The sequence below is a fragment of the Synechococcus sp. CCAP 1479/9 genome, from assembly GCF_019038535.1.
Classification (GTDB): Bacteria; Cyanobacteriota; Cyanobacteriia; order PCC-6307; family Cyanobiaceae; genus Cyanobium.
This window is the reverse complement of sequence record NZ_JAFKRK010000001.1, coordinates 80,769-97,835: the sequence shown is the minus strand read 5'-3', so window position 1 is coordinate 97,835 and position 17,067 is coordinate 80,769. Positions and strand designations below refer to the sequence as shown.

The following is a 17,067-nucleotide window of genomic DNA, read 5'->3' as shown; positions in this document are numbered from 1 at the left end:
TCCCGGCTATGCCATGGCCAAGCTGATCATCCGCTTCATCAACGGCATCGCCGACGTCGTCAACGCCGACCCCGACATGGACGGCCGCCTGCGCGTCATCTTCCTCGCCGACTACAACGTCAAGCTCGGTGAGCGCGTCTACCCCGCCGCCGACCTCTCCGAGCAGATCTCCACCGCCGGCCTCGAGGCCTCCGGCACCGGCAACATGAAATTCATGATGAACGGCGCCCTCACCATCGGCACCCTCGATGGCGCCAACGTCGAGATCCGCGAACAGGTGGGCGACGACAACTTCTTCCTCTTCGGCCGCACCACCGAAGGCATCGCCGAACTCAAGCAGCAGGGCTACCGGCCCTGGGAGTGGATCGGCAACGATCCGCTGCTGGCGGAGGTGTTCGCGCTGATCGAGCGGGGCCATTTCAGCCAGGGGGACCCGGACCGCTTCCGGCCTCTGACGGACCAGCTGCGGGGGACGGATCCCTTCGCCGTGCTGGCCGACTTCGGCGACTACCTGCGGGCCCAGGCCGCCATCGATGCCAGCTGGGCCGGTCGGCCCAGCTGGCATCGGATGGCCCTGCGCAACACCGCCCGCAGCGGCTTCTTCTCCTCCGATCGCGCTATCGGGGAGTACGCCCGCAGAATCTGGGCGGTGGCCCCCTTCCCGGTGACCATCGGCGGCTGAACCCTCAACCCGCCGCCCCCGGCATGAAGCGCCGCTCGTGGGGGGCTCCCTTGAGCATGCGGTTCCAGTAGATCCAGGGCAGCACGTCTTTTTTCACCACCCACATGCTCCAGCGCTCCTGGGTGGGATCGAGGGGGAAGGAGGGAACGGGCTGGGCGTCGTAGTTGAACTCGGCCATGATCACCCGCCCGTAGCCGGTGATCAGCGGGCAGCAGGCGTAGCCGTCGTAGCGGGCGGCCAGGGGCTGGCCATCGAGGTGGGCCAGCAGGTTGGCCACCAGCACCGGCGCCTGGCCCCGCACCGCCGCGGCGGTCTTGGAGTTGGGCAGCGAGGAGACGTCGCCGAGGGAGAAGACGTTGGGATGGCGCACGTGCTGGGTGGTGAACTTGTCCACGTCCACCCAGCCGCCCGCTCCGGCCACCGCCAGGGGGCTGGTGGCCACCACATCCGGGGCCGCCATCGGCGGGGTGACGTGCAGCATCCCGAAGGGGAGCACTTCTTCGCGCACCGTGTCCCCGTCCTTGACGGCGAACACCGCCTCCTTGCTGGCGGCGCGCACCTCCTTGAGGGTGTGCTGGTAGTGGGGCTCGATGCCGCGGCGGGCCACCACCTGGCGCAGGGGTTCGGCGAAGGTGGGAATGGCGAAGATGCCCGGGGTGGCGGTGGCGTAGATCACCCGGGTGGCCGCCGCCACCTCAGGCGAGCGCTTGAAGACGTCGTCGGCCAGGTACATGATCTTCTGGGGCGCCCCGGCGCACTTGATCGGCGTGTCGGGGAAGGTGAAGATCGCGTTGCCGCCGCGGAAGGCCTGGATCGTCTGCCAGGTGTAATCGACCAGATCCTTGGAATAGTTGCTGGTGATGCCGTTGCTGCCGAGGGCCTCCGGCAGGCCCTTGATCCGGTCCCAGCAGAGCTTGATGCCGGTGGCCACCACCAGGGCGTCGTAGTGGAGCGTTTCGCCGTCGCTGCTGGTCACGGTGCCGGCCACCGGATCGAAGCCGGCGGCGGCGGCGCGGATCCAGCGCACCCCTTCGGGAATCAGATCGGCCTCGGCGCGGCGGGTCTGCTCGAGGGTGAAGACGCCGGCGCCCACCAGGGTCCAGCCAGGTTGGTAGTAGTGGTCGGGGGAGGGCTCCAGGATGGCGATCTCCAGACCGGGCCGGGCCCGCTTGAGCTGGCTGGCCACGGTGAGGCCCGCAGCCCCTCCGCCGACGATCAGGATCTGGTGATGGGCCATGGAACGGGAATTCAGACGCGGAGGGCCCGGCAACGGTGAGGGGAATCGTTACGGTCCTGATCCTTCGTGGCACAGAAGCGCCAGCAGACTGAAGGAATCGAGAACCGGAGCAGGGCGATGTTTCTGAAGGTACGCCACAACGACGACGCCGGCCTGGTGGAGGTGCTGAATGTCAAGCAGTTGTTCAGCCCCTTCGACTCTCTGGTCAAGGCCCGTCTCCACGGCGGCGAGGAGATGCAGGATCCCCAGCAGTACGCCAAGGCCGACCTGTTCTTTCCCTCCGGGGAGGCCCTGCCCCGCTGCTGGCTCGATTCCCATTACCAGAGCTGAAGGCCAGTCGACGCCGGCGCTGCTAGGACGCCTCCATGGCGTCCCATTCACACCAGCACGAGCACGCGCACGAGCACGCGCACGAGCACGGGCATCCCCACCGCCAGGGTTCGCCCCGGGCCTTCTTCTGGGGTGTGCTGCTGAACAGCGCCCTCTCGGGGCTGCAGCTGGCGATCGGCATCGGCTTCGGCTCCCTGGCCCTGATCGGCGATGCCATCCACAACCTCGGTGACGTGGCCGGGCTGCTGTTCGGCTGGGGGGCCGAACGGCTCAGCGCCCGGCCGGCCACGGCCCGGTTCACCTACGGCTTCGGCCGCAGCACCCAGCTGGCCTCGCTGATGAACGCGGCCCTGATCCTGATGGCGGCCGGGGTGGTGATCGTCGAAGGGGTGCAGCGGCTGCTGGATCCGGTGCCGGTGGTGAGCGGCCCGGTGGCCTGGGCGGCGGCGGCCGGCATCGTGATCAACCTGCTCTCGGCCCGGCTGTTCGGCAGCGGCCACCACCACGATCTGAACCGGCGGGCGGCGGTGGTGCACCTGCTCACCGATGCGGCCGTCTCGGCCGCGGTGCTGGTCAGCGCCGTGCTGGTGGGGCTGGTGGGCTGGAACTGGCTGGATGCGGCCACCGCCATCGGCGTGGGGCTGGCGGTGGCCTGGAGCGGCTGGGAACTGCTGGGGGAAGCCCTCAGCGCCAGCCTCGATGCTGTGCCGCGGGGCATTGACCTGGCTGAAGTGGAGGCGGCCCTGCGCAGCCTGCCCGGGGTGGAGAACGTCCACCATCTGCACGTCTGGGGCATGAGCACCTCCCGCACTGCGCTCACGGCCCACCTGGGCCGCGCCACCGCCGGCGGAGACGACGCCGAGCTGCTGCAGCTGGCCCAGCAACGGCTGGCCGACCTCGGCATCACCCACAGCACGCTCCAGATCGAGGCGCCCGGGGGCTGCTCGCAAGGCCCGATCAGCCGTCCAGAGGCATCCGGCTCGCCTTCTTGTCCTGCTCCAGGACCTGCTCCACCAGGAGCTTGAGCAGCAGCGACACGATCGCCACGCCCCCCAGCACCATCGCCGCCCCGAAGGCCAGTTCGGTCTGGTAGTTCTTGTAGGCGTCCTCCACGAACAGGGGCAGGGTCTGGGTGAGGCCCTCGATGTTGCCGCTGACCACCGCGACGGCACCGAATTCGCCCAGGGCCCGGGCCGTGGTGAGGATCAGGCCGTACAGGGCGGCCCAGCGCACCGAGGGGAGGGTCACCTTCCAGAACACCTGCCAGTTGGTGGCGCCGAGGGTGCGGGCGGCCTCCTCCTGCTCCCAGCCCTCCTCCTCCAGCAACGGAATCACCTCCCGGGCCATGAAGGGGAAGGTGACGATGATCGTGGCCAGCACGATCCCGGGCCAGGAGAAAATGATCTTCCAGCCCAGGCTCTCAATGACACCCCCCAGCAGGCCATGGGTGGGGCTGTAGAGCAGCACCAGCATCAGGCCCACCACCACCGGCGAGATCGAGAAGGGCAGGTCGATGACGCTCAGCAGCAGGGCCTTGCCGCGGAACTCACGGCGGGCAATGGCGGTGGCCGCGGACAGGCCGAAGATGACGTTGCAGGGCACCGCCACGGCCGTGGCGAACAGGGTGAGCCGCAGGGCGGACAGCAGTTCGTGGGATTGGAAGTTCTCCAGGAACGGGCCCACCCCCTTGGCGAAGGCCGAGGCCACCACGCTCAGGGCCGGCAGCAGGATCACCACCCCCACGTAAAGGCAGGCGATCAGGGGAATCAGGATCGCCGGCAGATTCAGGCCCTGGCGGCGCGATCGCTTGGCTGGAGCGGGCGTGGGACTGTGGGTCTCCAGGCTGGGAACAACGATGGTCATGGCGAAAGGATCAACGCAAGGAAAGCTGGAGGAAAATCAGGCGGAATCGCCCTGGTAGCGCTGGCCCCAGACCTGCAGCAGGTTGATCACCAGCAGGCTGAACAGGGAAAAGATCAGCATCACCGACCCGATCACGGTGGCGGCCTCGAAGTCGTACTCCTCGAGTTTCTGGATGATCAGGGTGGGGGTGATCAGGTCACGGAAGGGCACATTGCTGGAGATCATCACCACCGAGCCGTATTCGCCCACAGCCCGGCTATAGCCCTGGGCCACCCCGCCGAGGATCGCCGGCAGCAACTGGGGCAGCACCACCCGCACGGTGGTCTGCAGGGGCGAGGCCCCCAGGCACCAGGAGGCTTCCTCCTGCTCCTTCTCCAGGGAACGCAGCACCGGCTCCACCGTCCGCACCACGAAGGGCAGCGAGATGAACACCATCGCCACCGTCACCCCGGGGGCAGCAAAGGCCACCTTGATCCCGAAGGCCTCGTTCAGCGGTTGCCCCAGCCAGCCGTTGGTGCTGTAGACGGCCGTGAGCGCCAACCCGGCCACGGCGGTGGGCAGGGCGAAGGGCAGATCGATCAGGGCATCCAGCACCCGCTGGCCGGGAAAGCGGCAGCGCACCAGCGCCCAGGCCACCACCAGACCGAAGACGCCGTTGATCACACTGGCCACCAGGGCGAGGCCGAAGCTGACCTTGTAGGTGGCGATGGCCTCCGGTGTGGTGGCCATCTCCCAGAACCCAACGGGTCCAACGCGGGCGGCCTTCAGCAGCATGGCCCCCAGGGGCAGGAAAAGGATCAGGCCCAGGTAGGTCCAGGTGATGCGCCAGGGCCAGCTGGGCAGGCTCAGGGCAGGCGGGCGCCAGCGGCGCAGGAGGGCGGAGGTCATCGAGGCGCCGGATCGGCGGTGTGGCGCTGACCGTATCACCGTAGCCGGCCTAAAGCGCGGTTCAGCGGTGTGTTTACCGGTATAGTCGGCTCTCCACTGCCACCCAGGCCGTTCCGATGGGCATCCGCGTCGCCAACGTCAGCAAGAACTTCGGCGACTTCCGTGCTGTGGACGACGTCAGCGTCGACGTGGAAAGCGGCTCCCTGGTGGCCCTGCTGGGGCCCTCCGGGTCGGGCAAGAGCACCCTGCTGCGGCTGATCGCCGGGCTGGAGGAGGCCGATGCCGGCCGCATCTGGATCACCGGCGAAGAGGCCACCCAGCGCTCGGTGCAGGAGCGCCAGGTGGGCTTCGTCTTCCAGCACTTCGCCCTGTTCAAGCACCGCAACGTGCGCCGCAATGTGGCCTTCGGCCTCGAGCTGCGCCGCTGGAAGCCCGAGGCGATCCGCCGCCGGGTCGACGAACTGCTCGACCTGGTGCACCTGCGGGGCTACGGCAGCCGCTTCCCCTCCCAGCTCTCCGGCGGCCAGCGCCAGCGGGTGGCCCTGGCCAGGGCCCTGGCGGTGCAGCCCCAGGTGCTGCTGCTCGATGAACCCTTCAGCGCCCTCGATGCCAAGGTGCGCAAGGAGCTGCGCGCCTGGTTGCGCAACCTGCACGACGAGATGCACGTCACCACCGTGATCGTGACCCACGACCAGGAGGAGGCCATGGAGGTGGCCGATCGGATCGTGGTGATGAACGAAGGGCGGGTGGAGCAGATCGGTTCCCCGGCGGAGATCTACGACCATCCCGCCTCCCCCTTCGTGATGAGCTTCGTGGGCGCCGTCAACGAGCTGCCCAGCGGCTCCCTGCCCGTGCGGCGCGATGCCGTGCCGCCGCTGCCGGCGGACGGGCGGATCTTCGTGCGCCCCCACCACGTGCAGGTGCATGCCACCCCGCAGCCGGGCACCGTGCCTGCCCGGCTGCGGCGCCTCACCCACATGGGCCGCGACCTGCAGGCGGAACTGGTGCTTGATACCGAGGAAGTGGTGATGGCCCAGTTCCCCCGGGAAGAGGTCGACTACGCCAACCTCAAGCCCGGCGACCAACTGCATGTGATCAGTCGCCAGGCCCACGCCTTTCAACCGGATTATTCGATCTGATCAGTCGATCGGAGCCCTAGCGGCGCGGCGGCGCGGAGGTTCGGAATGAACCTCCGCCAGGCGTGCATCGGCGAGGTACTGGGCCACGGCCAGGGGATCCTGGTGACGCAGCAGCTCCCCGTTGCGGAAGACGAGGGTGAAGCGCTGGGGCTGGGGCTCATTGAGCCTGGAGCGGAAGTACTGGGCAGCCATGACGGTGATGGTTGATGTGTGGGTGTTGATGAACAGACAGGACGCTGAGAATGGGGCGCCGAGAATTCGGCGCTGAAATGTTGGTACTGAAAAGTTGATGCTGAGACGCTTCGGCGCACTCAGGGGATGCTGATCATCAGGTCGGTGTCGCTCACCTGGTGCAGCAGGCCGAGGCGCTTGAAATGGTTAAGGGTCTTGGTGACCGTCACCCGGGTGAGGCCGCAGATCTCCGCCAGGGCCTGATGGGTGAGGTTCATGTCCCGCAGGGAGAGGCGGTAGCCGCGGCTGCTCACCTGCCCGAAGCGGATGCCGATCCAGCGCAGCAGCCGCAGCAGCCGTGAGTCGGCGCCGCGGACCCGGTTGATCTCGAACAGTTCCTCGGTGTTGCGGATCTGGTGATGCAGGAAGGCCAGGATCTCGGCCTCGCTGGGATGGCCCTGCTCCACCACCACCGTGGACAGGCACTGGATCTCCACCGGACTCAAGGTGGAATAGGCGTTGGTCACCCAGTCACCCGGACCCCAGAGGCCGAGGGTGAAGGATTCGCCTTCCTCGTCGTGGGAAGCGGTTCTGATGTAGCCGTCCTGGATCTTCCAATGCAGCCCATCGGGCAGGACGTCATGGGGCAGGAGCGTGAGGCGGAGGGCCTGGGGTGTGCGTGAGGTGGTCATGGCCGCAGGAAAGAAGGGATGGGTACGGGGTCATCTGGGCAGAGCAAACGGCCAGCGTTCGGCTGGCGACAGGCATTCGCCGACAACAGCACATGGGGAGCCTGCGGGGACCCCAGCACCATACCTCACATTCCCCATCGGCAATGTGGTCTATTTAACGGTCCGGTGCGGTCCGGCCGGATTCAGGGCCGGTCCGCTCAGATGAAGTACATCGCCTGGGCCTGGGCCAGGTGGTCCCGCTGGTCCAGCAGGTCCTGCAGGGTGGTGCCCGACAGAATCCCCAGGCGGGCCTCCTCCAGCCGCTGCTCCAGCCGGCCCAGCACTTCGAATTCAGGCGTGGCCCCCTCCTCAGCGGAACGGGGGGGCACATCCCCCTCCAGGCAACTGACGATGTCATCGACCCGGATCTCGGCCGGCGGCCGGGCCAGTTGGTAGCCCCCCTTCGGACCGCGGATGCTGCGCAGGATCTGGCCCCGCCGCAGGCTGGCGAGCATCTGCTCCAGGTAACGGTCGGGGATGCCCTGACGCTGCGCGATCTCCGCCACCTGGAGCACCCCGCCGCGGGAATGGATGGCGGCCAGCTCCATGAGCGAGACAAGGCCATAGCCGGTTTTCGCGCTGAAGGCCAAGGGAATCCCCGGTTGGTTTACGGGGATTGTGGCAGCCACCACCCCCGGGCCAACCACCGGCCAGACACCCAGCGGGTGTAATCCGCCTTACGTCGCAGCGGGGGGCTGACGGATAGCTTTCACCAGTTCACCCATCGGACAACCGTGCTTCATCCCTTCTCCTCGCCGGTCCTGCCAGCCGCTCGCCGCCCGTGGCATCCCGGCCTGGTGGCCGCCCCCCTGGCCGTCGCCGTCGCCCTGGGGGGTTCCGGCACCCTGCTGCCCCTGAACGCCCAGGCCCAGCAACCGGCGCCACGGCAGGAACTGCTGCTCGTGTCCTATGCCGTCACCAAGGCGGCCTACGACAAGATCATTCCCCGATTCACGGCCGACTGGAAGAAGCGGACCGGCCAGACCGTGGTGATCCGGACCAGCTACGGCGGCTCCGGCTCCCAGACCCGGGCCGTGATCGACGGTCTGGCGGCGGATGTGGTGGGCCTGGCCCTGGCGGCCGACACCCTCAAGCTCGAGGAGGCGGGGCTGATCCGTCCGGGCTGGGAGAAGGAGAACCCCAACAACAGCATCATCACCAACTCGGTGGTCGCCTTCTTCGTGCGGCCCGGCAACCCCAAGAAGATCCGCACCTGGAACGATCTCGACAACAAGAACGTTGAAGTGATCACCGCCAATCCCAAGACCTCCGGCGGTGCCCGCTGGAACTTCCTGGGCCTGTGGGGTTCGGTGACCGAGACCGGCGGCAATGAGGCCAAGGCCCGCTCTTTCGTGACCAACGTGTACCGCAATGTGGACACCCTGCCCAAGGATGCCCGTGAGGCCACCGACGTGTTCGTGAAACGCAACCAGGGAGACGTGCTGCTGAACTATGAGAACGAGGCCATCCTGGCCAGGAAGAGCGGCACCTGGACAACCCCCTTCATCGTTCCCCGCACCAACATCCTGATTGAAGGACCGATCGCGGTCGTCGACAGGAACGTGGACCGCAAGGGCACCCGCAAGGTGGCCGAAGCCTTCGCCAGGTACCTGTACAGCGAGCCGGCCCAGCGGGCCTTCGCCGAAGAAGGATTCCGCCCCATCAACGCCAGGGTGAGGGCCGAGACTAAGGCGCAGTTTGCTCCGGTCTCGAAGCTGTTCACCGCCAAGAGCTTCGGCGGCTGGGACACCATCAACAAGCGGTTCTTCGGCAAGGGAGGGCTCTGGGATTCGATCTTCTCGAAGTCCCGCTGAGCCAGCAGCCGGCCCCCTGAGCGGGGGAGCAGCAGATCAGAGAGAGGGGGAGGGGGCAGGCCAGGGGCACAGGGGAACTGGATAGCCGATCGGGATACCGGTGTAAGCTCTGCCGGATTGTCGATCAGAAAACCGTGGTTTCACCCTTCGCCCGTTCCGCCGCCCCCCTGGCCATCACCGGCCTCCTGCTGGGGGGCCTGGCCCTGACCAGCTGCGGCGCCAGGCCCGAAGGCGGTGCCGGTGACAGCGCCAGCGGCGCTCCCCAGGAGCTGCTGCTGGTGAGCTACGCCGTGACCAAGGGGGCCTACGACCGGATCCTGCCCAAGTTCGAAGCCGACTGGAAGGCCAGAACCGGTCAGACCATCAACGTCAAGACGAGCTATGGCGGCTCCGGCTCCCAGACCCGGGCGATCATCGACGGCCTTGATGCCGACGTGGCCACCCTCGCCCTGGCCGGTGACGTGCTCAAGCTCCAGGAAGCGGGGCTGGTGCAGCCGGGATGGGAGAAGGACCTGCCCGGCGGCGCGATCATCACCCACTCGGTGGTGGCCTTCATCACCCGTGACGGCAACCCCAAAGGGGTCCGGACCTGGGCCGACCTGGCCAAGCCCGACGTCACCGTGGTGACGGCCAATCCCAAGACCTCCGGTGGTGCACGCTGGAACTTCCTGGGGCTCTGGGGCTCGATCAGCCAGACCGGCGGCAGCGAGGCCCAGGCCAAGGCCTACGTCAGTTCGGTCTACCGCAACGTGGAGAACCTGCCCAAGGACGCCCGCGAGGCCAGTGACGTGTTCCTCAAACGCGGCCAGGGCGACGTGCTGCTGAACTACGAGAACGAGGCGATCCTCGCCAAGCGCAGCGGCGACCTCAAAGCCCCCTTCATCGTGCCCGAGGTCAACATCCGCATCGAGGGCCCGGTGACCGTTATCGACCGCAACGTGGATCGCAAGGGCACCCGCAAGGCCGCCGAGGCCCTGGCCACCTATCTCCAGAGTGAGCCGGCCCAGGAGATCTTCGCCGAGGAGGGCTTCCGTCCGGTCAGCCCCGGGGTCTGGAGCCGGGTGAAGGGCCGCTTCGCTCCGGTGAAGCAGCTGTTCTCGGCCGGCGACTTCGGCGGCTGGAAGCAGATCAACGACACCTTCTTCGGCAGGGACGGGGTCTGGGACCAGCTGTTCAGCAGCTCCCGCTGATCCGGGCCTCCCCCGGTGGGGAGAATGGGGGCCTCGGTGGACCTCGGGTGATGTGTGAACTGCTGGCCCTCAGCGCCAACACCCCCACCGACATGCGCTTCTCCTTCCATGGCCTCACCCGCCGGGGGGGCGCCACCGGCTGCCACGGGGACGGCTGGGGGGTGGCCAGCTTCGACCCCGATGGCCGCGGGGTGCATCTGTACCGGGAGGACGCCCCGGCCGCCTTCTCGCCGATCGCCGCCCAGGTGGCCAGCCTGGATCTGCGCTCCCACTGCTCGATCGCCCACATCCGCAAGGCGACCCAGGGGGTGGTGGCTCTGGAGAACTGCCACCCCTTTCACCGGCGCTGGCAAGGGCGGGAATGGGTGTTCGCCCACAACGGCAACCTGCTGGGGCCTCTGCCGCGGACGGAACTGTTCGTTCCGGAGGGATCCACCGACAGCGAAGTGGCCTTCTGCTGGATCCTGGAGCAACTGAACGCCGCCGGTGCCGATCCGGCGGACCTGGACGCCATCTTCCGCACGCTGGTGCAGTGCTCCCGGCAGCTGGAGCAGCAGGGCACCTTCAACTGTCTGGTGAGCAACGGCAGCTGGCTGTTCGCCCATGCCAGCAGCCGACTGCACCGCATCACCCGCCGGGCCCCGTTCGGCCGGGCCACCCTGGCCGATGACGACCTGAGCGTCGATTTCTCCGAGCTTGCCGGCGTCGACGACGTCGTGACGATCGTCAGCACCGAACCGCTGACCAGGGATGAGCAATGGCTGCCGCTTCAGGCCGGCGAAGCCGTCCTGCTGGTGGGGGGCGAAGTGGTGCGGCACCAGCCCCCTGGAGCGCCTGTCGCCCCCAACCCCTAAGCCAGGCAGAACACGTGGCGGTAACCCAGGTCGAGCAGGTCCTCCGCCAGCTGAACGGCTGACGCCTGGATCGCTCCGCCACTGCCCCGTCCGAGACAAAGCAGGGGCCAGGCCACGTCGGGCAGCAGGGCGCGGATCCGATCCGGCTCCATGTCCGCCTCCAGCTGGACGGCTCCCTGGAGGGCATCACCGAGCGGATGCTTTCGTTGCACCAGGGTGGCTCCCTCCCAGAGCAGACGGCGCACCTCCAGGGGCTGAAGATCCTGGCGCTTGGCGCGCGTGAGGTACTCCCGATCGCAGAGGGAGTCCTGACGCTCCCGGAACCCATCGTGGTCGTGGTGATAGCCCATGCGGAACGGAGGAAGAGTCCTTTTCGCCTGCAGCATGACCTGCATCAAGGGAGCAGCCTGTGCGTTCAGGCCTTCGGCCATGTGTTCACAACCACGACCGAAGCGACAGCGGAAGAGCACCATGTCGGAGTGCTCCGAAGGAGTGCGAGTAAGGGACTTCAGGGATCCTGCCGAACAGCAGGATCCTTTTTCATGGGCGGCACCCTGGAGGGACCCTCCCGGGTGACATCCGTGCAGCGCACCGGCGGAAAGCCTGCTTTCAACGGTTTGTTGCCCGGATTACCGTAGTTAAGGCTTTCGGGCCTGAAGATTGGGGCACCGCAGCAAGGATCTCCATGGCATCCGCCCTCCAAAAAGAAGAATCCACAGACCTTTCCGGTGATCTCCTCTCCCCCCGGCAACTCCTGCGCCTGCTAGCCGGCTCAGGCCCCAACGGCCCGGATGCACCGGCACTGATCATCGATCTTCGCGCCAGGAGCCGCTATCGCCACAGCCATGTTCCCGGGAGTCACAACATTCCCAGCGGCTGGCTGATCAGCGGCGAGCTCCCCGACGGTGACCTGATCCTGGTGGGCGACAGCACCCAGCATTCGGCCACGACGATCGACCATCTCCAGGCGCAGGGCCATGCCCGCCGCATCCGCCATCTCGCCGGCGGCTTCGGGGCCTGGCAACACCAGCACCTGCCCGTGACCGGACGGCAACGCAAGGGGTGGCCCCAGCTCTTCCGGGGGATCCCGGGGCTCCGCCCGAGCCGCCTGCTCCGCCCGGCCTCGCCGCAGGAGGCCTGACCTTGACGACCACCCGAACGACGCCTCGCGCCGGCCATCGGCAGGTCCTCGAGCTGTTCGGCGAGCAGCCGTTGCGGCTGGAATCCGGGGACACCCTGGGGCCGATCACCATCGCCCATGAGAGCTGGGGGCGGCCCGATGCCGCCCGCAGCAACGGGGTGCTGCTCCTGCATGGATTCAGCGGCGACAGCCACGCCGCCGGTCCGGCGGGCCCCGGCCACCCCACCCGAGGCTGGTGGGATGGGCTGATCGGCCCGGGCCGGGCGATCGACACCGACCGGTTCTTCGTGGTTTGCCCGAACGTGCTGGGGGGCTGCCAGGGCAGCACCGGCCCCGGCAGCCCGGCCCCCGACGGCAGGCCCTGGGGGAGCCGTTTCCCCACGCTCACGATCCGCGACCAGGTGGAGGCGGAGGTGGCCTTCAGCGACAGGCTCCAGATCCGGCGCTGGCAGGCGGTGATCGGGGGCTCCATGGGCGGCATGCGCGCCATGGAATGGGCGATCACCCATCCCGGGCGGCTGGAGCGGCTGGTGCTGCTGGCCACGACAGCCCGCTGCTCCGAGCGGACCAACGCCTGCCACCGCAGCCAGATCGAGGCCATTCGCCAGGATCCGACCTTCCTGGGCGGCGACTACTACGACCATCCCGGCGGCGGGCCCCGGGCGGGGCTGGCCCGGGCCCGGACCATCGCCCGGCTCACCTACGGGGGCATCGAGGACGGGGGCCTCGAGGAAGGTGGCGGGTTTGTGGAGCGCTTCGATGCCAACAGCTACCTCGTTCTCACCCAGGCCATGGCCGGCCATGACGTGGGCCGCGGGCGCGGCGGGGTGGCCGCGGCCCTGGCCCGGATCAGCGTCCCCGCCCACGTGGTGTCGGTGAGCTCCGACCGGCTCTTCCCGCCCCACAGCCAGCGGGAGCTGGCACGGGCGATCGGTGGGCCGGTCCGCTTCAGCGCGATCGACAGCCACCACGGCCACGACGGCTTCCTGGCGGAACAGGATCAGCTGGCGTCGATCCTGCGCCAGTCACTGGCCTGACGCCAGCGGGCCAGGGAACGGGAGAGGGGCGGCAGCGCCGGCGTTCCATCGGCCGAGCGCAGCAGGGCCAGGCCCAGGACAAGCAGTGGCACCCCGATCAGCAGCGGGGCCGTGAGCAGACCCAGGGCCAGCAGCAGGGTAGGGCCGAAGTTGTTGGGCACCGGAGGGAGGCTCTGGGGGTGAACGACAGGGGCCTCAGGAGAAGCGTGTGAGAAGAAAGACTGTGACACGAATGGTGGTCAGCGACAACATCGTCCTACCGACAATCGAGCGAGGGGAACGTCACTCGAACCACAGCAGGATGTGGGCCTGGATCATCGATCGAACAGCCAGCCGCAAAGCAGACAGAACGCCGCGATGAGAACGAACAACTGGGGGGAAAAGCCGATCACCTGGCCGACAAGCACACCCACCAGCATCACCATCCAGGCCCGCCAGTTCGTCCACGGACTGAAGAAGGAACCCCCACGGACCGGCTCGGCCGGCGGCTTCTGCGGCTTCCATCCGCCAGCCCGTTCACCGGGCCTTTCGCCGGCTCTGGAGCTGGGACCATCGCTCCCTGCCATCGCCAAACTTTTGCGTCCATCTTGGTGCCCATCGATGGGCGGGATGTAAGTGGAAACACATCCGATCGGCGACGGCCGGGGTCATCCCGCTGATTAAGTTATGAGCCTTCGCGGTGCCGATCGGTGCTGAAGGATCCGTTCAGCCTCGCCACGGCCGCCCGCTTCTGGCTGCGGCTGGGACTGGTCAGCTTCGGCGGGCCGGCCGGCCAGATCGCCCTGCTCCATGCCGAACTGGTGGAGCGCCGGCGCTGGCTGTCGGAGCGACGCTTTCTGCACGCGCTGAACTACTGCATGCTGCTGCCGGGGCCGGAGGCCACCCAGCTGGCCACCTACCTGGGCTGGCTGATGCACGGCCTGGGCGGCGCCCTGATCGCCGGCGGCCTGTTCCTGCTGCCCTCGGTGGTGGTGCTGCTGAGCCTTTCGGCGATCTATGCCCTCTGGGGCCAGCTGCCTTTGCTGGCGGCGGTGTTCTGGGCCCTCAAGCCGGCGGTGCTCGGGATCGTGCTCCAGGCGGCCTGGCGGCTGGGGCGGCGCACGCTGCACAACCCCGCCCTGGTGCTGATCGCGGCGGCGGCCTGCCTCTCCCTGGCCGTGGGCCAGGTGCCCTACCCCGCCCTGATCATCGCCACGGCCCTGGTGGGTTGGATCGGCGGTCGGCTGCGGCCGGCCCTGTTCCGGGGCCCCTCACCCCATACCGCCGCCGAGGTCGGGGACGCCACCCCACCGGAGGCCGCCCTCCACGGCGACGACACCCCCACCCCCACCCACGCCCGCTTCCACTGGCGCCGCCTCGCCCTCACCCTGCTGGGGGGCGGGGTGGCCCTCGGCCTGCCCCTGACCCTGCTGACGCTGGCGGGGGGCTGGGAGGGCCAGCTGGCCACCATGGCCCGGTTCTTCACCAAGGTGGCCCTGATCAGCTTCGGGGGCGCCTATGCGGTGCTCCCCTTTGTGGCCCAGGGGGCGGTGGACACCTACGGCTGGCTGGACGCCGCCCAGATGGTGGACGGCCTGGCCCTGGGCGAGACCACCCCGGGGCCACTGATCATGGTGGTGGCCTTCGTGGGCTTCATGGGCGGCTGGAACGGCAGCGGCACCCTGTCGGCCGGCGTGGCGGCCGCGCTGGTGGTGGTGTGGTTCACCTTCCTGCCCTCCTTCCTGTTCATCCTGGCCGGCGGCCCCCTGGTGGAGGCGAGCCGCGAGGACCTGCGCGTCGGCGCCCCCCTCACCGCCATCACCGCCGCGGTGGTGGGGGTGATCCTGAGCCTGGCGCTCTACCTGGCCGGACCGGCCCTGGCCCCCAGCGGCGGCCTCGACGGCGGCGCCGTGCTGGTGCTGCTGGCGGCGGTGGTGCTGCTGGGCCGGGGACTGGGGGCCCTGCCCGTGATCGGCGCCGCCACCGCGGTCGGCCTGGGGCGCTGGTGGCTCACTGCGGCGGGCTGAGGTGGCGGGCTGAGGCGGCCGTTCAGGGGATCATCCCGCAGACGAACAGCTTGTTCACCACCGGGCCGGCGACCTGGTCGATGAAGCCCTGACGCAGTTGGGGATCATCGTTGAGCATGTCGAGCACGCGCTGCTCCTGGGACCCACGCCGCTCGCTGCGGGCGGCCCAGAGCTGTTCGCAGCTGGATTTCTGGTAGCGCTCGATCACCTTCTTGGCCACCAGGTTGACGACCGGGGACTGGGCCCGGACGGGGGGGGCGGTCAGCAGACCTCCTGTAACCCCGGCCGTGACGCCAACCGTGACTCCCAGAGCGACACCCAGACGGGCCATCGGGCGGATCAGCATGGAGCGCCAGGGGAGAAGGTCCCCCCAACGTAGAACCGTCCCCTCGGCAATCCGTCCCCTCGGCCGGGCTCAGAAGACGTCCAGGGGCTCCAGGCTCGGCGACTCGACGCCACCGGTGGGGAGGGCATCGAGGCGCACGGTGAGCGACGACGCCTGGCGCCGGGCCGATTCGCCGCAGCTGCGCGGGGTGGGGAAAATCTTGCCGGGGTTGGCCAGGCCCGCCGGGTCGAAGGCCTCCCGCACCAGGCGCATGGTGGCCAGGTCGTCGGGGGCGAACATCCAGTCGAGGTAACAGCGCTTGTCGCTGCCCACCCCGTGCTCGCCGGTGATGCTGCCGCCCGCATCGATGCAGAGGCGCAGAATCTCGGCCCCCAGCGCCTGCACCCGGTCGGTCACGCCCGGCTCGTCGGCCCGGTACAGGATCAGGGGGTGGAGATTGCCGTCGCCGGCATGGAACACGTTGGCCACCGGCAGCTCGTAGCGGCGGCTGAGCTCCTCGATCGCCGCCAGCACCCCAGGCAGGGCGCTGCGGGGCACGACGCCGTCCTGCACGTAATAGGTGGGAGTGATGCGGCCGACGGCGGCGAAGGCGGACTTGCGCCCCTTCCACAGCAGGGCCCGGTCGGCCTCGCTGGAGGCGCGCCGGATCGTGCGGGCGCCGGCCTGGCGGCAGAGCTCGCCGGCGATCTCCACGGCGGCGGCCACCTCCCGCTCCTGCCCGTCGAGTTCGATCAGCAGCACCGCGGCCGCATCGCGGGGGTACTCGTCGCGGCCGAACAGATCGTCGACGGCGTTGACCGTGAAGTTGTCCATGATCTCCATCCCGGCGGGCAGCACCCCTGCCGCCGTCACCAGACGCACCGCCTCGCCAGCCGCCTCCATGGCGGTGAAATCGGCCAGCAGCACCGCCACGCTCTGGGGCGCCCGCAGCAGCCGCAGGGTGATGGCGGTGGCGATGCCGAGGGTGCCTTCGCTGCCGATGAAGACGCCGCGCAGGTCCAGCTCGGGGGTCTCGGCCAGGCCGCTGCCCAGGGTGGTGACCGTGCCATCGGGGAGCACCACCTCCATCTCCAGCACGTGGTTGCTGGTGACCCCGTACTTGAGGCAGTGCACGCCGCCGGAGTTTTCGGCCACGTTGCCGCCGATCGAGCAGACCACCTGGCTGGAAGGATCCGGCGCGTAGTAGAAGCCGTCGCCGGCCACCGCCCGGGTGACCCAGCCGTTGATCACCCCCGGCTGGACGGTGATGCGCCGGTTGGCCAGATCGATATCCAGGATCGAGCGCATGCGGGTGGTGGCGATCACCAGCGCTCCGTTCTCCGCCAGGGCGCCGCCCGAGAGGCCGGTGCCGCTGCCGCGGGCCAGAAAGGGCACGCCGCGGCGGTGGCAGAGCCGCAGCACGGCCGCCACCTGCTCGGTGGTTTCCGGCAGCACCACCAGGGGGGGCTGGGCCCGGTGCAGGGTGAGGCCGTCGCAGTCGTAGGCCAGCAGCTCCTGGGGCGCCGCCACCACGGCCCGCGCCGGCAGCAGGGCGCGGCAGTCACGCTCCATCGCGGCCCAGTCGATCGTCACGGAAGGGGTCCGGTGGGCCGGTGAAGGGGGTGCCATTGCTTCCGAACTTACCGACGCCCGGCACCC

General features: G+C 68.8%; 20 protein-coding genes. 10 read left to right on the top strand and 10 right to left on the bottom strand.

Annotated features, from left to right (window positions below; translation table 11 throughout):
* Positions 1-682, top strand: a 682-nt coding sequence (locus tag KUG38_RS00500; protein ID WP_216918551.1) for a glycogen/starch/alpha-glucan phosphorylase, incomplete at its 5' end; no start/stop codon positions are given.
* Positions 683-686: 4 nt separating this feature from the next.
* On the opposite strand, the gene KUG38_RS00495 is transcribed toward KUG38_RS00500, so the two are convergent.
* Positions 687-1,919, bottom strand: a complete 1,233-nt coding sequence (locus tag KUG38_RS00495) for an NAD(P)/FAD-dependent oxidoreductase (protein ID WP_216918550.1) — start codon at positions 1,917-1,919, stop codon at positions 687-689.
* Positions 1,920-2,036: 117 nt separating this feature from the next.
* Between KUG38_RS00495 and KUG38_RS00490 the strand changes: the two genes are divergently transcribed.
* Positions 2,037-2,249 carry an acetyltransferase gene (locus tag KUG38_RS00490; protein ID WP_216918549.1) on the top strand — a complete coding sequence of 71 codons (213 nt, stop codon included), beginning with the start codon at positions 2,037-2,039 and terminating at the stop codon, positions 2,247-2,249.
* A 35-nt stretch (positions 2,250-2,284) separates the two neighbouring features.
* Entirely contained in the window at positions 2,285-3,274 is a 990-nt protein-coding gene (locus KUG38_RS00485) for a cation diffusion facilitator family transporter (protein ID WP_216918548.1), read from the top strand.
* On the opposite strand, the gene cysW is transcribed toward KUG38_RS00485, so the two are convergent.
* Entirely contained in the window at positions 3,207-4,112 is a 906-nt protein-coding gene (cysW, locus tag KUG38_RS00480) for a sulfate ABC transporter permease subunit CysW (protein WP_216918547.1), read from the bottom strand. The two genes, KUG38_RS00485 and cysW, sit on opposite strands and share 68 nt — an antisense overlap.
* A 36-nt stretch (positions 4,113-4,148) precedes the next feature.
* On the bottom strand, positions 4,149-5,000 hold the full coding sequence (gene cysT, locus KUG38_RS00475; RefSeq protein ID WP_216918546.1) for a sulfate ABC transporter permease subunit CysT: 852 nt from the start codon (positions 4,998-5,000) through the stop codon (positions 4,149-4,151).
* A gap of 116 nt (positions 5,001-5,116) precedes the next feature.
* On the opposite strand from cysT, the gene KUG38_RS00470 reads away from it, so the two are divergent.
* Positions 5,117-6,139 carry a sulfate/molybdate ABC transporter ATP-binding protein gene (locus KUG38_RS00470; protein ID WP_216918545.1) on the top strand — a complete coding sequence of 341 codons (1,023 nt, stop codon included), beginning with the start codon at positions 5,117-5,119 and terminating at the stop codon, positions 6,137-6,139.
* Here KUG38_RS00470 and KUG38_RS00465 read toward each other — a convergent pair whose 3' ends face one another.
* The 3 genes from KUG38_RS00465 to KUG38_RS00455 form a co-directional block, all read right to left on the bottom strand.
* Positions 6,140-6,331 carry a hypothetical protein gene (locus KUG38_RS00465; RefSeq protein WP_216918544.1) on the bottom strand — a complete coding sequence of 64 codons (192 nt, stop codon included), beginning with the start codon at positions 6,329-6,331 and terminating at the stop codon, positions 6,140-6,142.
* Positions 6,332-6,450: 119 nt separating this feature from the next.
* A complete protein-coding gene (locus tag KUG38_RS00460; protein ID WP_216918543.1) occupies positions 6,451-7,002 on the bottom strand; it encodes a Crp/Fnr family transcriptional regulator in 552 nt (183 codons plus the stop codon).
* Between the two features lie 197 nt (positions 7,003-7,199).
* A complete protein-coding gene (locus tag KUG38_RS00455; RefSeq protein WP_216918542.1) occupies positions 7,200-7,631 on the bottom strand; it encodes an RrF2 family transcriptional regulator in 432 nt (143 codons plus the stop codon).
* 144 nt (positions 7,632-7,775) lie between these two features.
* Between KUG38_RS00455 and KUG38_RS00450 the strand changes: the two genes are divergently transcribed.
* The 3 genes from KUG38_RS00450 to KUG38_RS00440 all read left to right on the top strand — a co-directional run bounded on the left by KUG38_RS00450 (position 7,776) and on the right by KUG38_RS00440 (position 10,899).
* Positions 7,776-8,855, top strand: coding sequence for a sulfate ABC transporter substrate-binding protein (locus KUG38_RS00450; protein WP_353617664.1), 1,080 nt, complete (start codon positions 7,776-7,778; stop codon positions 8,853-8,855).
* A 134-nt stretch (positions 8,856-8,989) separates the two neighbouring features.
* Entirely contained in the window at positions 8,990-10,045 is a 1,056-nt protein-coding gene (locus KUG38_RS00445) for a sulfate ABC transporter substrate-binding protein (protein WP_216918541.1), read from the top strand.
* Between the two features lie 50 nt (positions 10,046-10,095).
* Positions 10,096-10,899: a class II glutamine amidotransferase gene (locus KUG38_RS00440; protein WP_216918540.1), complete on the top strand. Its 804-nt coding sequence runs from the start codon at positions 10,096-10,098 to the stop codon at positions 10,897-10,899.
* On the opposite strand, the gene KUG38_RS00435 is transcribed toward KUG38_RS00440, so the two are convergent.
* Positions 10,896-11,285: a hypothetical protein gene (locus KUG38_RS00435; RefSeq protein WP_216918539.1), complete on the bottom strand. Its 390-nt coding sequence runs from the start codon at positions 11,283-11,285 to the stop codon at positions 10,896-10,898. The two genes, KUG38_RS00440 and KUG38_RS00435, sit on opposite strands and share 4 nt — an antisense overlap.
* A 299-nt stretch (positions 11,286-11,584) precedes the next feature.
* Between KUG38_RS00435 and KUG38_RS00430 the strand changes: the two genes are divergently transcribed.
* On the top strand, positions 11,585-12,040 hold the full coding sequence (locus KUG38_RS00430; protein WP_216918538.1) for a rhodanese-like domain-containing protein: 456 nt from the start codon (positions 11,585-11,587) through the stop codon (positions 12,038-12,040).
* A 2-nt stretch (positions 12,041-12,042) separates the two neighbouring features.
* Positions 12,043-13,077 (top strand): homoserine O-acetyltransferase family protein, encoded by a 1,035-nt coding sequence (locus KUG38_RS00425; RefSeq protein WP_216918537.1) that lies wholly within the window; start codon positions 12,043-12,045, stop codon positions 13,075-13,077.
* On the opposite strand, the gene KUG38_RS00420 is transcribed toward KUG38_RS00425, so the two are convergent.
* Positions 13,041-13,238 (bottom strand): hypothetical protein, encoded by a 198-nt coding sequence (locus KUG38_RS00420; protein WP_216918536.1) that lies wholly within the window; start codon positions 13,236-13,238, stop codon positions 13,041-13,043. The two genes, KUG38_RS00425 and KUG38_RS00420, sit on opposite strands and share 37 nt — an antisense overlap.
* A gap of 528 nt (positions 13,239-13,766) precedes the next feature.
* Between KUG38_RS00420 and chrA the strand changes: the two genes are divergently transcribed.
* Entirely contained in the window at positions 13,767-15,083 is a 1,317-nt protein-coding gene (gene chrA / locus KUG38_RS00415; RefSeq protein WP_353617663.1) for a chromate efflux transporter, read from the top strand.
* Between the two features lie 22 nt (positions 15,084-15,105).
* On the opposite strand, the gene KUG38_RS00410 is transcribed toward chrA, so the two are convergent.
* Positions 15,106-15,429, bottom strand: a complete 324-nt coding sequence (locus KUG38_RS00410) for a hypothetical protein (RefSeq protein ID WP_216918535.1) — start codon at positions 15,427-15,429, stop codon at positions 15,106-15,108.
* A 69-nt stretch (positions 15,430-15,498) separates the two neighbouring features.
* Positions 15,499-16,980: an FAD-linked oxidase C-terminal domain-containing protein gene (locus KUG38_RS00405; RefSeq protein WP_286195464.1), complete on the bottom strand. Its 1,482-nt coding sequence runs from the start codon at positions 16,978-16,980 to the stop codon at positions 15,499-15,501.
* Positions 16,981-17,067 lie beyond the last annotated feature (87 nt).

What these genes read in the sequence shown, in the direction of transcription:
- KUG38_RS00495 (WP_216918550.1), bottom strand. Translation starts at nt 1,919, where the DNA reads ATGGCCCATCACCAGATCCTGATCGTCGGCGGAGGGGCTGCGGGCCTC.
- KUG38_RS00490 (WP_216918549.1), top strand. Translation starts at nt 2,037, where the DNA reads ATGTTTCTGAAGGTACGCCACAACGACGACGCCGGCCTGGTGGAGGTG.
- KUG38_RS00485 (WP_216918548.1), top strand. Translation starts at nt 2,285, where the DNA reads ATGGCGTCCCATTCACACCAGCACGAGCACGCGCACGAGCACGCGCAC.
- cysW (WP_216918547.1), bottom strand. Translation starts at nt 4,112, where the DNA reads ATGACCATCGTTGTTCCCAGCCTGGAGACCCACAGTCCCACGCCCGCT.
- cysT (WP_216918546.1), bottom strand. Translation starts at nt 5,000, where the DNA reads ATGACCTCCGCCCTCCTGCGCCGCTGGCGCCCGCCTGCCCTGAGCCTG.
- KUG38_RS00470 (WP_216918545.1), top strand. Translation starts at nt 5,117, where the DNA reads ATGGGCATCCGCGTCGCCAACGTCAGCAAGAACTTCGGCGACTTCCGT.
- KUG38_RS00465 (WP_216918544.1), bottom strand. Translation starts at nt 6,331, where the DNA reads ATGGCTGCCCAGTACTTCCGCTCCAGGCTCAATGAGCCCCAGCCCCAG.
- KUG38_RS00460 (WP_216918543.1), bottom strand. Translation starts at nt 7,002, where the DNA reads ATGACCACCTCACGCACACCCCAGGCCCTCCGCCTCACGCTCCTGCCC.
- KUG38_RS00440 (WP_216918540.1), top strand. Translation starts at nt 10,096, where the DNA reads ATGTGTGAACTGCTGGCCCTCAGCGCCAACACCCCCACCGACATGCGC.
- KUG38_RS00435 (WP_216918539.1), bottom strand. Translation starts at nt 11,285, where the DNA reads ATGCTGCAGGCGAAAAGGACTCTTCCTCCGTTCCGCATGGGCTATCAC.
- KUG38_RS00430 (WP_216918538.1), top strand. Translation starts at nt 11,585, where the DNA reads ATGGCATCCGCCCTCCAAAAAGAAGAATCCACAGACCTTTCCGGTGAT.
- KUG38_RS00410 (WP_216918535.1), bottom strand. Translation starts at nt 15,429, where the DNA reads ATGCTGATCCGCCCGATGGCCCGTCTGGGTGTCGCTCTGGGAGTCACG.
- KUG38_RS00405 (WP_286195464.1), bottom strand. Translation starts at nt 16,980, where the DNA reads ATGGAGCGTGACTGCCGCGCCCTGCTGCCGGCGCGGGCCGTGGTGGCG.